This is a genomic window from Sulfuricurvum sp. (genome assembly GCF_023250475.1).
In the GTDB taxonomy this organism is placed as follows: Bacteria; Campylobacterota; Campylobacteria; order Campylobacterales; family Sulfurimonadaceae; genus Sulfuricurvum.
In genome coordinates this window covers 1-12,832 of the sequence record NZ_JAHFAQ010000001.1, presented here as the reverse complement: position 1 = coordinate 12,832, position 12,832 = coordinate 1, and the positions used below count along the sequence as shown (strand labels likewise).

At 40.3% G+C, this 12,832-nt stretch carries 15 protein-coding genes and 1 other RNA gene; 10 read left to right on the top strand and 6 right to left on the bottom strand.

Features of this window, described 5'->3' with window-relative positions:
* Position 1 precedes the first annotated feature (1 nt).
* The 10 genes from sucC to rnpB all read left to right on the top strand — a co-directional run bounded on the left by sucC (position 2) and on the right by rnpB (position 8,332).
* Positions 2 to 1,171: an ADP-forming succinate--CoA ligase subunit beta gene (sucC, locus tag Q0C19_RS00080; protein ID WP_295051408.1), complete on the top strand. Its 1,170-nt coding sequence runs from the start codon at positions 2 to 4 to the stop codon at positions 1,169 to 1,171.
* Positions 1,172 to 1,174: 3 nt separating this feature from the next.
* Positions 1,175 to 2,056: a succinate--CoA ligase subunit alpha gene (sucD, locus tag Q0C19_RS00075; RefSeq protein WP_295051406.1), complete on the top strand. Its 882-nt coding sequence runs from the start codon at positions 1,175 to 1,177 to the stop codon at positions 2,054 to 2,056.
* On the top strand, positions 2,056 to 2,355 hold the full coding sequence (locus Q0C19_RS00070) for a heavy metal-associated domain-containing protein (RefSeq protein WP_295051403.1): 300 nt from the start codon (positions 2,056 to 2,058) through the stop codon (positions 2,353 to 2,355). Before sucD ends, Q0C19_RS00070 begins: the two co-directional genes overlap by 1 nt.
* Before the next feature lie 23 nt (positions 2,356 to 2,378).
* A complete protein-coding gene (locus tag Q0C19_RS00065; protein WP_294895712.1) occupies positions 2,379 to 2,708 on the top strand; it encodes a 4Fe-4S dicluster domain-containing protein in 330 nt (109 codons plus the stop codon).
* Entirely contained in the window at positions 2,708 to 3,859 is a 1,152-nt protein-coding gene (locus Q0C19_RS00060) for a 2-oxoglutarate synthase subunit alpha (RefSeq protein WP_295051402.1), read from the top strand. Before Q0C19_RS00065 ends, Q0C19_RS00060 begins: the two co-directional genes overlap by 1 nt.
* Positions 3,859 to 4,713, top strand: coding sequence for a 2-oxoglutarate ferredoxin oxidoreductase subunit beta (locus Q0C19_RS00055; protein ID WP_295051401.1), 855 nt, complete (start codon positions 3,859 to 3,861; stop codon positions 4,711 to 4,713). Before Q0C19_RS00060 ends, Q0C19_RS00055 begins: the two co-directional genes overlap by 1 nt.
* Before the next feature lie 9 nt (positions 4,714 to 4,722).
* The gene (locus Q0C19_RS00050; protein WP_295051400.1) at positions 4,723 to 5,286 is read left to right on the top strand and encodes a 2-oxoacid:acceptor oxidoreductase family protein; all 564 of its coding nucleotides are present in this window, start codon (positions 4,723 to 4,725) and stop codon (positions 5,284 to 5,286) included.
* A 160-nt stretch (positions 5,287 to 5,446) separates the two neighbouring features.
* Positions 5,447 to 6,028 (top strand): SCO family protein, encoded by a 582-nt coding sequence (locus tag Q0C19_RS00045; protein ID WP_295051398.1) that lies wholly within the window; start codon positions 5,447 to 5,449, stop codon positions 6,026 to 6,028.
* Entirely contained in the window at positions 6,025 to 7,983 is a 1,959-nt protein-coding gene (locus Q0C19_RS00040; protein ID WP_295051396.1) for an EAL domain-containing protein, read from the top strand. The genes Q0C19_RS00045 and Q0C19_RS00040 overlap by 4 nt, the downstream gene beginning before the upstream one ends.
* Positions 7,984 to 8,000: 17 nt before the next feature.
* An RNA gene (gene rnpB, locus Q0C19_RS00035) (RNase P RNA component class A) lies at positions 8,001 to 8,332 on the top strand.
* Positions 8,333 to 8,344: 12 nt separating this feature from the next.
* On the opposite strand, the gene Q0C19_RS00030 is transcribed toward rnpB, so the two are convergent.
* The 6 genes from Q0C19_RS00030 to Q0C19_RS00005 form a co-directional block, all read right to left on the bottom strand.
* A complete protein-coding gene (locus Q0C19_RS00030; RefSeq protein ID WP_295051395.1) occupies positions 8,345 to 9,403 on the bottom strand; it encodes a site-specific integrase in 1,059 nt (352 codons plus the stop codon).
* Positions 9,404 to 9,582: 179 nt separating this feature from the next.
* On the bottom strand, positions 9,583 to 9,768 hold the full coding sequence (locus Q0C19_RS00025; RefSeq protein ID WP_295051394.1) for a hypothetical protein: 186 nt from the start codon (positions 9,766 to 9,768) through the stop codon (positions 9,583 to 9,585).
* 17 nt (positions 9,769 to 9,785) lie between these two features.
* Positions 9,786 to 10,844, bottom strand: a complete 1,059-nt coding sequence (locus tag Q0C19_RS00020; protein WP_295051393.1) for a type I restriction endonuclease — start codon at positions 10,842 to 10,844, stop codon at positions 9,786 to 9,788.
* A 113-nt stretch (positions 10,845 to 10,957) separates the two neighbouring features.
* The gene (locus tag Q0C19_RS00015) at positions 10,958 to 11,128 is read right to left on the bottom strand and encodes a hypothetical protein (RefSeq protein WP_295051392.1); all 171 of its coding nucleotides are present in this window, start codon (positions 11,126 to 11,128) and stop codon (positions 10,958 to 10,960) included.
* A gap of 503 nt (positions 11,129 to 11,631) precedes the next feature.
* Positions 11,632 to 12,246: a hypothetical protein gene (locus Q0C19_RS00010; protein WP_295051390.1), complete on the bottom strand. Its 615-nt coding sequence runs from the start codon at positions 12,244 to 12,246 to the stop codon at positions 11,632 to 11,634.
* A gap of 2 nt (positions 12,247 to 12,248) precedes the next feature.
* Positions 12,249 to 12,832 (bottom strand): hypothetical protein (locus Q0C19_RS00005; protein WP_295051388.1); only part of this gene is annotated, 584 nt, incomplete at its 5' end.

The following is a 12,832-nucleotide window of genomic DNA, read 5'->3' as shown; positions in this document are numbered from 1 at the left end:
AATGAATATTCACGAATATCAAGCTAAAGAATTATTCAAAAAATACAATGTACCGACCTTGCGCGGACACATTGCGTTTACACCCGATGAGGCGGTTAAAGCGGCTCAAGAACTCGGCGGAAATATCTGGGTTGTCAAAGCTCAAATCCATGCGGGCGGACGCGGTTTAGGGGGCGGTGTCAAACTTGCCAAATCAACGTCTGAAGTACGTGAAATGGCAGCTCAAATCTTGGGCATGCAGCTCGTAACGCACCAAACAGGCCCTGAGGGTAAATTGGTTCAAAAAGTCTATATCGAAGAGGGTGCCGATATCAAAAAAGAGTACTATCTCGGACTCTTGCTTGATCGTGCACTTAAAATGCCGATCATGATGGCATCCACTGAGGGCGGTATGGCGATTGAAGAGGTTGCACACAATACTCCTGAAAAAATTATCAAAGTTTCGATCGATCCGTTGACAGGTTTCCAAAGCTTTCACGGACGTAAATTAGCATTTGGTTTGGGTCTTCCGGTGGAAGAGATCAATACCTTTATCAAATTTGCGTCTGCCCTTTATAAAGTTTACATGGATCACGATGCGGAGATGATCGAAATCAATCCGTTGGTCAAAACGGGTGACGGCAAATTCTTGGCACTCGATGCAAAAATGGGATTTGACAACAACGCCCTTTATCGTCAATCTCAGGTTAATGAGATGCGTGATTTGAGTGAAGAAGAGCCGACGGAGATCGAAGCGGGCAAATTCGGCCTAAGCTACATCAAACTTGACGGTGACGTCGGTTGTATGGTTAACGGTGCGGGACTTGCTATGGGAACAATGGATACCATCAACTACGAGGGTGGCAAACCGGCCAACTTCCTTGACGTCGGCGGTTCGGCAAGCGCAGAAACGGTGGCCAAAGGGTTTGAAATTATCCTTAAAGACCCGAACGTCAAAGCGATTTTCGTCAACATCTTCGGCGGAATCGTCCGTTGTGACCGTGTTGCCAACGGGATTATCGAAGCAACAAAAATCACCAACGTAAACGTACCGGTTATAGTACGACTTGACGGCACGAATGCTATCGAAGCGGCAGAGATTTTAAACAATGCCGGTATCGCTAACATTGTAGCGGCAACCGATCTTGCAGACGGTGCGCGTAAAGCCGTTGCAGCAGCTAAGGGAGAGTAATTAATGTCTATTTTGGTTAATAAAGATACAAAAGTTATCGTTCAAGGTTTCACAGGTAAAGAGGGTACATTTCACGCAGAACAGTGTATCGCATACGGCACCAAAATTGTCGGCGGTGTTACACCGGGCAAGGGTGGACAAGAGCACCTTGGTCAACCGGTATTTAATACGGTAGAAGAAGCAGTACGTGCTACCGGTGCTACGGTCTCGATGATTTTCGTTCCGCCGGCATTCGTCTCCGATGCGGTTATGGAAGCGGCAGATGCGGGGATCAGCCTTGCGGTTATTATTACCGAAGGGGCACCCGTAAAAGATATGATGTTTGCAAAAGCGTATGCGGTTAAAAAAGATATGATGACTATCGGGCCGAACTGTCCGGGAATTATCACGGCGGATGAGTGCAAAATCGGAATCATGCCGGGATTCATTTTCAAAAAAGGGAACATCGGACTTATCTCTAAATCAGGGACGTTGACGTATGAGTCTGCGAACCAAGTCGTTAAAGAGGGATTCGGTATCACCACAGCGGTCGGTATCGGCGGTGACCCGATCATCGGTTTGAGCTACAAACAACTCCTTCCGATGTTCGAAGCGGATCCGGAAACGCATGCGATCGTTATGATCGGTGAGATCGGCGGAGACTTGGAGATCCAAGCGGCGGCGTACATTAAAGAGCATATTACCAAACCGGTTGTTGCTTTTATCGCGGGTCAGACGGCACCTGCGGGAAAACGTATGGGGCATGCCGGAGCAATTATCTCCGGCGGTGCGGGAACGGCAGCCGAAAAAATGGCGGCGCTTGAAGCGGCGGGTGTCAAAGTCGTTGTCTCTCCGGCAGATATCGGCAAAGCCATTGCGGAAGTAATGGGAAAGTTGAAAAAATAATGACACATATCTTTGAGGTCGCCAATGTACGTTGCGGCGGGTGTGCCAACACAATTACGAAAGCTCTCAAAGAAGCAGGATTTAATGAGATCAACGTGGATCTTTCGTGCGAGCCTCGTAAAGTAACAGTAGAAATTCTGGACGAAGCGCAATCAGCACAAGTTAAGGCAATCTTAAGAAGCCTCGGTTATCCTCTGGCGGGTGATGAAGAGGGTGTAATGGATAACGCCGCACTCAAGCTCAAGAGTTTTGTCTCTTGTGCCGTTGGTAAATTTTCAACAGATAAAGAATCAGATTAATTTCAAAATTGTGAGGAGAACAGATGTTTAAAACGACCAATCCCGGTAACGTCCCTGTATGGGTAAATACCGATAACTGTAAAGCATGTGATATTTGTGTATCGGTATGTCCATCGGGTGTACTCGGTATGCGTTATGAGCCGACATCAACCTTGGGTGCTATGATCTCGATCAATCATCCGGAGAGTTGCATCGGCTGTAATGAGTGCGAACTCACATGTCCTGACTTTGCTATTTATGTTGCAGATAAAGCAGATTATAAATTTGCAAAACTCACCGATGAAGCAAAAGCGCGTCAAGCGGCTATTATCGCTAATAAGTATATGTCACTAGACCAAGCAGGAGTGAAGTAATGGCAAGAGAAGTAATTTCAACAGGTAACGAATTATCAGCACTCGGTGCTTTTGATGCGGGTTGTATGTTTTTCGGCGGATATCCGATTACTCCATCATCGGAAGTAATGCATGAGATGTCCGATCTTCTACCGACTGTCGGCGGAAAATTCATCCAAATGGAAGATGAAATCGCGGGTATCTCCGTTGCCCTCGGTGCATCTATGGCGGGTACAAAATCGATGACGGCAACGTCAGGTCCGGGGATTTCTCTTAAGGCGGAACAAATCGGTTTGGCGTTTATTGCTGAAGTACCGTTGGTTATCGTGAACGTAATGCGCGGAGGTCCATCGACCGGTCTTCCGACTCGTGTATCCCAAGCGGACATCGGTCAGGCGCAATATCCGACCCACGGTGACTATGCTTCTATCACGCTGTGTGCGGGATCACTTGAAGAGTGTTACACACAAACCGTACGCGGATTTAATTTGGCTGAGAAATACATGACTCCGGTATTCGTCCTTTTGGATGAGACGGTAGGTCATATGCACGGTAAAGCGATGCTCCCGGATCTCGAAGAGGTCAAAGCTTCAATCGTTAATCGTAAACGTTTTGACGGAAAACCGGAAGATTACCGTCCGTACGATGTTCCGATGAACGAAGCGGCAGTCCTCAATCCTATGTTTGAAGGGTACCGTTTCCACTTTACGGGACTTCATCACGGACCGACAGGTTTCCCGACGGAAGATGCGGCACAATGCCAATTCAATATCGAGCGTCTTGTCGGTAAAATCAACACGGTTGCGGCAGAAAACGACGGTTTGGATGATGAAGCCGATTATGAAGAATTTATGATGGACGACGCAGAAGTATGTATGATCGCTTATGGAAGTATCTCTCGCGGTGCGAAAGAGGCGGTTATGAAACTCCGTAACGACGGGATCAAAGCGGGTCTTTTCAGACCAATCGTATTGTGGCCGAGTCCGGCTAAAAAGCTCAAAGAGATCGGTCAGAAATTTGACAAAATTTTCGTGACGGAACTCAATATGGGTCAATACCTCAAAGAGATTGAACGTGTAATGGGACGCAGCGATTTCGGTACGCTTCACAAAGCAAACGGTCGTCCAATCGCACCACTTGAAATGGTAGCAAAAGTTAAGGAGATGTTCTAATGGCTTTCAATTACGATCAATATTTACGTGTAGATAAAATGCCGACACTTTGGTGTTGGGGCTGTGGGGATGGTGTTATCCTTAAGTCGGTTATCCGTGCTATCGACAAAATGGGCTGGGATATGGACAAAGTATGTGTCGTTTCCGGTATCGGATGCTCAGGTCGCTTTAGCTCATACATCAACTGTAATACGGTACACACGACACACGGTCGTACGATTGCGTATGCTACGGGGATCAAATTGACTCGTCCGGATGCACACGTTATCGTGGTTGCCGGAGACGGTGACGGTTTGGCAATCGGGGGTAATCATACGATCCACGGCTGTCGTCGTAACATCGATTTGAATTTCATTCTTATCAATAACTTTATTTATGGTTTGACAAATTCTCAAATCTCTCCGACGACTCCGCAGGGTATGTGGTGTGTATCGGCGCAAAACGGGAACATCGATCCGACGTTTGATGCGTGCAAACTTGCCATCGGTGCGGGTGCGTCATTCGTAGCGCGTGAAACGATGCTTGATCCGAAAAAATTGGAAAAAGTGCTTGTCAAAGGGTTCTCTCATAAAGGGTTCTCTTTCTTCGACATTATGTCTAACTGCCATATCAACCTTGGTCGTAAAAACAAAATGTTGAGTGCTATGGAAAATCTTGCTTGGATCGACAGTATCACTGTTCCGTTGAAAAAATGGGAAGCACTTCCTGCTGAAGAACAAATGAATAAATTCCCTACGGGTGTATTGCGTGAAGTTGAGCAAGCTGAGTATTGTGACATGTATGAGATGGTCATCGAAGCGGCACAAGGCAAACGCGGCAAAATCACGCAAGATGACTTTGCGAAAAAAATCTAAGGAGAAACCATGAGACATACGATACGATTTACAGGCGTCGGTGGACAAGGGGTTCTTCTCGCCGGTGAGATTATGGCGGCTGCCAAGATTAAAATGGGAGGCCACGGGCTTAAAACGGCTACCTATACGTCACAAGTTCGCGGCGGAGCAACGGTTGTTGATATTACCCTCGATGACAATGAGATTTTTTACCCGTATGCCAATGAGGGTGAGATCGATTTCATGCTCTCGGTTGCGAACGTGAGCTACCAACAGTTCAAAAACGGTGTCAAACCGGGCGGAATCATCGTCGTTGAGCCAAACTTGGTTCATCCAACCGAAGAAGACCGTCAAAAATGGATTATTGTCGAGATTCCGATCATCACCATTGCCAAAGAAGAAGTGGGTAACGTTATTACCCAATCGGTTGTTGCATTGGGTATTACCAATGAATTTACCGGTGTACTCGAGCCGGAAACATTGAAAGAAGTTATGCTTTCAAAAGTTCCGAAAAAAGTGCATGAAGTGAATAACAAAGCATGGGATTTGGGTATCAAATACGCCAAAGAAGCTAAAGCTAAAATTGGGATGTAAGTCATCTCTTCCCGCTTTGGCGGGAAAAATAGTATCTCTTAACTCCGCGCTATCTTTTTATTTCAAAAATTTTCTCTGTTTCAAACCTTTTGTGTTACTATTAAATAGCATGGATTGTACGTGTTGAAACAAAAATACAAAGTCAAGAAAGCAGAACAAAATGACTAAAAAAACAATGCTTGGCATTTTGTTCTTTTTTCTACTGATTCTTGTCATTCCAGCCGTTCAATCCACACTGTTTGCAAACCGCTCTACCGGTAAAATGATTATTAATAAAAAGCTTGATGCGCCGTATCTGCAAGGATATAACAACGACTTAATGTTGGTGTTTTTCGGATATGTGGGATGCGTGAAAGTATGTACACCGATTTTAGTTCAATTAGACGATTTATACGATTCAAAAGAGTTTGCAGCTTTTAAGGGATCCGTCGGAGTGACATTTGTCAATTTGATGCCGGAAGTAGAGCCGGATCAGCCTGAACTATTCGCCAAATCATTTAATCCGATGTTTAGAGGGGTGTACTTATCCCAAAAAGAGCTGATGAGCATCGATAGAGAGTTGGGCGTTTTCTTTTCAAAAAGCATGCGTGAGCCTACCGAAATCGATCACAGTGATCATTTGTATTTAGTTGAGAAGCAAAAAGATGGTACACTGGTTTTAAAATCTATTTATACAATGCATCCGTTAAACCGTGAAATGTTGAGTAACGATATCTTACAACTCCGAAAGGAGAAAAAATGATCCATACAACTTTGGATAATTTCTTCCGATTTCCGAAAATCCCTCAATTCGCTCAAAAAAATTTCACCGACCATTTTCTGCATGCCGATAAAGTAATGTTGGTACTGATCGTTATTCAGTGGATCATTGCAACTTTTGTCACATCCCTCAGTTATGACACGTATTTGTACGGTTTTGTAGGGGGAGGGCTTATTACTCTCGTTCTGCTGATGGCCTACCGCACTTTCAAAGGGACGCAAGTGATGCGGGCCTTGGTGGGTGTGGGGATGATGCTTTTTTCCTTGATTTATATTCAGCAGCATCTCGGGCGTATCGAGATGCATTTTCATGTTTTTATCGCACTTGCCATCCTCTCTTTGTATAAAGATATCATTCCGATTGTTGTCGCTGCCGCTACAACGATACTCCACCATTTTGTCTTTAATTTTTTACAACTGCATGAAGTATCCCTTTTCGGTATGCCGGTGATGGTATTTAATTACGGTTGCGGAATAGACATTGTCCTATTACACGGTATATTTGTTATTGCCGAGACTTTGGTAATCGGATACATTGTGAAATTGCAGGTTGAATACGCAATTGAACTCAACCGTTCTGAGAATAAGGTAATGGGCTTAAATGAAGAGCTTAGTTTTGCTTCGCTTCACGATTCTCTAACGGGACTGCCGAATCGTCATAGTCTGTATACACAGTTAAAACTGATGGTAGCCAATGCTAATCGTTACGATCGAAAATTTGCCGTACTGTTTTTGGATCTGGACCATTTTAAAAATATCAACGATACCCTCGGACATAATGTGGGAGATGAACTTTTAAAATCGGTCGCCGATAAACTAAAATCAATTATTCGTGAAAATGACATTGTCGCACGTATCGGCGGTGATGAGTTTATTATTGTACTGAGCGATTTTATTGAGACGACGACGATCGAACCGGTACTCTCTAAAATTCTTAATGCGTTTCATCATGAATGGAGTATCCAAAGCCATTTTCTTCGTCTCTCTACCAGTATCGGAGTTTCCATCTATCCGGATGATTCCAAAGAGATCAATGAACTGATGAAATTCGCAGATATCGCAATGTATAAGGCAAAAGGGGAAGGACGGGACCAGTTCAGCTTTTTTACGACAACGTTGAATAATAAAGTACACGAAGAGGTCGCCATTGCCAATGATATGCACCGGGCATTTGAAGAGGAAGAATTTGAACTCTATTATCAGCCTAAAATTCATATTGAAAGCGGAAAAATTATAGGTGCCGAAGCGCTGCTCCGATGGAATCACTATGAAAAAGGGATGATAGCTCCCGATCATTTTATCTATATCGCCGAGAATACCGGATTCATTTTAAAACTCGGTACATGGATTATCGAAGAAACGGCGCGTGCCATCAAACGGATACAAGATGCCGGATATAAGGGGATTCATGTCTCGTGTAATGTATCCACACGGCAATTCCAAAATCTCAATTTGTACGGTGAGATTAAAGAGGCAGTTCGAATCAATAGAATCGATCCAAGCTTGCTGGCAATTGAAATTACCGAAAGCGTTATGTTGGATTATCTTGAGGTAACGTTGGAGATTTTGAAAAAAATAAAAGCGCTTGGTGTCTATATCTGTATGGACGACTTCGGAACCGGGTACTCCTCATTGTCCTATTTGCGCCAATTTCCGATAGACTCATTAAAGATCGATAAAAGTTTCGTAGACGATATCTCATGCACCCAAAAGAACGAAACTATTTTGCTCAATACGATTATCGCGATGGGACAGACCCTCAATCTGCGCGTAATCGCCGAAGGGGTTGAAGAGGAGTATCAAATGGAGTATCTCAAGGAACGCGGATGCGAATTTTATCAAGGGTACTATTTTTCCAAACCGATTCCCGAAAAAGCCTTTTTTGAGTTGCTCCAAAAGAATAATGGTGTGATTAACGCTGATGGGGAATTAATCTAATATCCCCTATAATTACGCAGGTACAACAGGTGATAGCTTGGAACTAGTAATCCCAAGAGGTAAAGTCCGGGCTGCCGTAGGACACGGTTCCATCTAACGGATGGCCATGGTAACATGAGGGATAGTGCAACAGAGAGTATACCGCCTCGAAAGAGGTAAGGGTGAAACGGCGGGGTAAGAGCCCACCAGTCTCTTAGGCAACTAAGAGAGCTATGTAAACCCAACCGCGCAGCAAGAAACAGATGGTTAGCGTCCTACATCGCTATTGTTTCGCTAGAGGCCTAGAGTAATCTAGGCAGTAGATTAATTATCACTTTATCCAGAACCCGGCTTACGTTGTACCTACTTTCCTTGAAAGCGCCTATTTAACGATGTTTGAAAGACCTTGATTTTTTTGGCGTGACGAAAACGTGCCAAACAAATCGAAATTTATACCCAAATCAATCGTTTTTGCTTCGATCACAGAAGCATAATGCGAAAGAGTAATTTTAGGTGTTGAGTGTCCCAATAAACCTGCCAGTTCATTAATACTCACAATCCTATCTTGAAGCATGATCGTCGCAAACGTATGACGAGTGTTATACAACTTCCTTTTTCCAAGACCGGTCTTTTTTAACAAGCTCCGCCACGGACAACGTAAACCCGTTGAATCGTCAATATCCCCAAATATAAATATAGATCCACTATAGATAGATTTAATACTATCCATAATGAAAGCAGGGTAGGGAACAGAGCGAATAGAGTTTCGAGTTTTCGGATGATCTATACGTCCACGAGTACGAACCCGTTTTATATTAATATGTGTATCCGAAATATCTCCCCATTGTAAACCTAGAATCTCCTCAGGGCGTAGACCAGTATTGAAAGCTATCATAAGATAAGCCAACATAACGTCCTCAGCATTTTCGAGCAAAATATTGACTTCCTCTTTTGTAAAAAAGTCTATTTTCTGCTTGTGATCCGATTTTAAACGGATATTTACAGCAGGGTTATTAACGATCACTTCATCGTCAATAGCAATTTCAAAGATCTCTTGTAATGCAGATTTATAGACGCCCTTTGAATTATTCTTAATCGGCATATCCAAAAGATACCGTTTAATATTAAAGCGAGTTATCTTGTCTATATTGATATCTTTAAACGTTTCGTTTAACTTTTTCCAATGAGGAAGTTTTGAATTAAAAGAACGGTTAATGTTCTTAGTCTTTAAAAATTCATTGAAGTAATACCCAAAGTTTTTAGGCTTATTTCGATGAATTTCACCAGTAGCAATCATACCAACGAGTTTAGGAATAACGGATCGCTCAACAAGCTCACGATTTGCCTTAGTGTTAGGCAGACCAGTAGACTTACGTTTACGTTCTCCATCAACCATATAGTCAATATGTATATTTCCGTAACGAATACGGATGTTAGCCATAGATTTGTCCTTTCGGACAGAAACTCCATAGCTTGCATTTTATCATTCAGAGATAAAAAATCAAAGTAAATTGGAATGTAATTAATTTTTGTAGAGATGAATCTTCATCGAACATTGTACAGATTATGAATGCAGAGTTTTTATGTTTGGGTAGGGCATTTAACGCCCTATTGAAGTAATTATAATGAATTACTAGAAACTAAAAGACATACACCGCCATTATAAGTATCATGCCAAGCCATACAACTTGTTGTTTGACAGTACGCTGTACAAAGTTTAAATTGATGATTTTTTTCATCTAATGCTGCCTTGCTCATAAATGGACAAATTTTATTTTCTGCATCTTGGACTTTAATCTCATTCATTTTATTTCCTTTAAAATTTAATTTGACGTATATTTCGTGACAATTTCTTTCAGCCGATCTCTAAATGAATAGATATCCTCTACTTTAGAGATAGCAATTTTTTCTTCTTTTTTATCTTCAAGAGGAAATGATATATATTTTTGCTTTGAATTGAAGTGTAAACGACAAATCCACTTCCATGAGTTATTTTTATAGAGCACATTAAAGTATGAGGCATTATCTCTATATGTTATATCAGCTATTGGACATACTTCACCTAGCATAGATTTTACGATGTAATATCCTTCAAGCTCTTCTTCAGTAGTTACAATTGTATTTTTATCATCTTGTTGTTGCTCTTCTTCTGCACTTGAAACTTCCGCTATAAATCCTGCTTGCAAAGAGCTAATTTTGTCCGATACAAGTTCATTGACAATATCAGAAAATGCGAGTTTGCATAATGTTTTATACTCTTCGACTACTGTTTGAGTTAGCATTTTATCGGTCATCTTTTTAGCAAAGAATTTAACAAAATCATCGGAAGGGTCTTTGATCTCTTTTTTGAAAATAGATTGCAATTCACTCACATATTTTTTACGTCCTGCCATGCTCAATATTTGATCTATATTCATTGAATCTTTTGCAAACTGCTCTAAGTCTTTAATATGTTTATCTTTAAGAGATTCAAGATTTATGGTTAGAAATGGCTTATCATCCATTTTATTGACTATATCTAAATCAGTGAAGAAACGGTATTCAATGCCATTGGTAAGAATACCGAATTTTGCTTCAGTAACTGTGTAGTATCTTAGCAATTGACTATTATGATTATCTAGGTTTGCAGTATGGTGTTTTGCTTCAATAAGGATAATTGGTTTTCCATCATTTAGAATAGCATAATCAACTTTTTCACCTTTTTTATGTCCAATATCAGCTGTAAATTCTGGGACAACTACAGTAGGGTCAAATACATCATATCCAAGGGTTTTTAAAAATGGCATGATTAAAGAGTGTTTTGTCGACTCTTCTGTCAAAATATTTGGTTTTAATTTTGCAACTCGTTCGGCCAACTCTTTGATTTCAATTTGAAAATCCATATTAAACCTTTATGTTAATCATGTAAGAACGATTATACACATTTGATGTTGAATAGGCAATATTAAAATAAAGAAAATCTTAGAATATGTAGTTTATGTGAAATAGATGAATATTATTTAAAATTTAGAATATGTTTTAAATATTCATTTATTGTCATATTTTTTGTAGATGCATTTTTTTTAAAATACTTCCAAACCTTTTCATCAACAAAAAAAGAAACTCTTTTTTGACCCGATTTTTTCTTATTTTTTATGTACCTATCTAATCTTTCAGAGCTTGACATATATAACCTTTTTGTTTACACATACGTTTACACATACAATAATAGCTTGTAAATATCGTAAACACAAGGGTTTTAGACGATGTAGATAAAGTATAGATTAGAAAAATGTCTGTAAACTTTTGATAAGTTGACAAGGGCGCTTCGCGCCTTTGCCCCTGCGCGAGCGCAGGGAACCCCGTCGGCGGCTCTCGCGCCTAATAAGAATTACATAAGATAAAAGCACTAATATCTAGATATTAATAATATTATCTTAAATAAAAGTCTGATGATTATCAATGAGAACGAGGGGTTAAACTTCCAAGGATGCGAAGTGATCGACCCCCGAATGATCTGCAAGTGTTTGAGTAGTGCGTTAAGAGATCAACGCTCCGCTTTACTGGAGGGTTACGCAACGCTTCACCCCCAGCCCCCCAAGTGATGAAGATGTGACAATTTATATACTATATAATATTGAGGTTAAGGATATTGGTAGAATAAATGAAGCATTGAATTTGATTAAGTAGTTATGTACCTTTTGTCATATCATTTAAAATGATTTTTGTTGACAAAAGATATTTTTGTAAATTTGGTATTGATGTACGCCGTGTAGATGTAAGAAAAGTTCCAGTTGTAATAGGTAATTGTGCTCCATATGTTTGCCGTATTAAAGTTTTAAATTCTGCTTTTGCACTTGTTGAACTATGCGCTAATACATTCCGGATGATTCTCATCTCATTGATGATACGTCCGTGGAATTGTACATTTTGAATAAATTTTTCTGTTGTCGGAATGACATATTTGACACTATCTGATATATGTTTTGCTTGTGTCCATTTTAAATTTTGGATAGCTTTAGGTCTTCCATGTTGCAAAAATAATGCTCTTGCCGAAGCTATATTACTGGCTCTGATATTGAGAGTAGGAGATAGCCCATTTGTATAACTAGCTCCGGAAGCTAATTTAAAAGCAATTTGAGATATTGAATCTTCAAAAGCTCCAAAAAGCCTAAGCATGATCATTTCAGAAATAAAATACTGGTACTTTACATCAAGGCTTTGTGATTGATTGCGATAATCTTCTAATTTATCAATGATATTATTCGCATTGCGTAACGTAATAGATAACTGTGGAGTAGGCATAATTACATGAAACTAAGAATATAAGAATGCCGAATTCTACGTGATGCAATACCTTGTGTTGTAGAAGAACAAGCATTGTAAAAGTTAATATCTTCATCAGATTTATTTATATCAGAACTAAATCTTTCGTCAATTTCGATTATGGCTTGTTCAACTTTTTTTATTGATAATGTTTGTTTGGTATGAATGACATAAAGAAGTGAGAAAAATATTGGTTGTCTATTAAAAATAGTGTCGGAAATTTTCTCAGGATTTATAGAAGCAGCAAAATCGAAAATAAAATCTAATTGATTACTAATTTCATCCATTTGTGGGAAACTTTCATCATACATTTTATACATATTGTCTAAATACGATGCGCTATAACCGGAGAGACCATTAATTAAACTATAAATAAGATCAGAAACAAATTGAACTTCACTCATTCTTGCAATATCATTCGCAGTAAAAACATTACAGTTACGCCAAAAAGAAACACGTGAAGAAGCCTGTCTAAGACACAACTGCTTCATTTCACCACTGTATGCTGCATTTCTTTTTTCTTGACCGTTAAGTGATTTACTAACAGAATTGATTCTACCAAATA

Excerpts from the sequence above, each read along its gene's own strand:
- Q0C19_RS00030 (WP_295051395.1), bottom strand. The coding sequence starts at position 9,403 with ATGGCTAACATCCGTATTCGTTACGGAAATATACATATTGACTATATG.
- Q0C19_RS00065 (WP_294895712.1), top strand. The coding sequence starts at position 2,379 with ATGTTTAAAACGACCAATCCCGGTAACGTCCCTGTATGGGTAAATACC.
- Q0C19_RS00015 (WP_295051392.1), bottom strand. The coding sequence starts at position 11,128 with ATGTCAAGCTCTGAAAGATTAGATAGGTACATAAAAAATAAGAAAAAA.
- Q0C19_RS00060 (WP_295051402.1), top strand. The coding sequence starts at position 2,708 with ATGGCAAGAGAAGTAATTTCAACAGGTAACGAATTATCAGCACTCGGT.
- Q0C19_RS00050 (WP_295051400.1), top strand. The coding sequence starts at position 4,723 with ATGAGACATACGATACGATTTACAGGCGTCGGTGGACAAGGGGTTCTT.
- sucD (WP_295051406.1), top strand. The coding sequence starts at position 1,175 with ATGTCTATTTTGGTTAATAAAGATACAAAAGTTATCGTTCAAGGTTTC.
- Q0C19_RS00070 (WP_295051403.1), top strand. The coding sequence starts at position 2,056 with ATGACACATATCTTTGAGGTCGCCAATGTACGTTGCGGCGGGTGTGCC.
- Q0C19_RS00025 (WP_295051394.1), bottom strand. The coding sequence starts at position 9,768 with ATGAATGAGATTAAAGTCCAAGATGCAGAAAATAAAATTTGTCCATTT.
- Q0C19_RS00055 (WP_295051401.1), top strand. The coding sequence starts at position 3,859 with ATGGCTTTCAATTACGATCAATATTTACGTGTAGATAAAATGCCGACA.
- Q0C19_RS00045 (WP_295051398.1), top strand. The coding sequence starts at position 5,447 with ATGACTAAAAAAACAATGCTTGGCATTTTGTTCTTTTTTCTACTGATT.
- Q0C19_RS00020 (WP_295051393.1), bottom strand. The coding sequence starts at position 10,844 with ATGGATTTTCAAATTGAAATCAAAGAGTTGGCCGAACGAGTTGCAAAA.
- sucC (WP_295051408.1), top strand. The coding sequence starts at position 2 with ATGAATATTCACGAATATCAAGCTAAAGAATTATTCAAAAAATACAAT.
- Q0C19_RS00010 (WP_295051390.1), bottom strand. The coding sequence starts at position 12,246 with ATGCCTACTCCACAGTTATCTATTACGTTACGCAATGCGAATAATATC.
- Q0C19_RS00040 (WP_295051396.1), top strand. The coding sequence starts at position 6,025 with ATGATCCATACAACTTTGGATAATTTCTTCCGATTTCCGAAAATCCCT.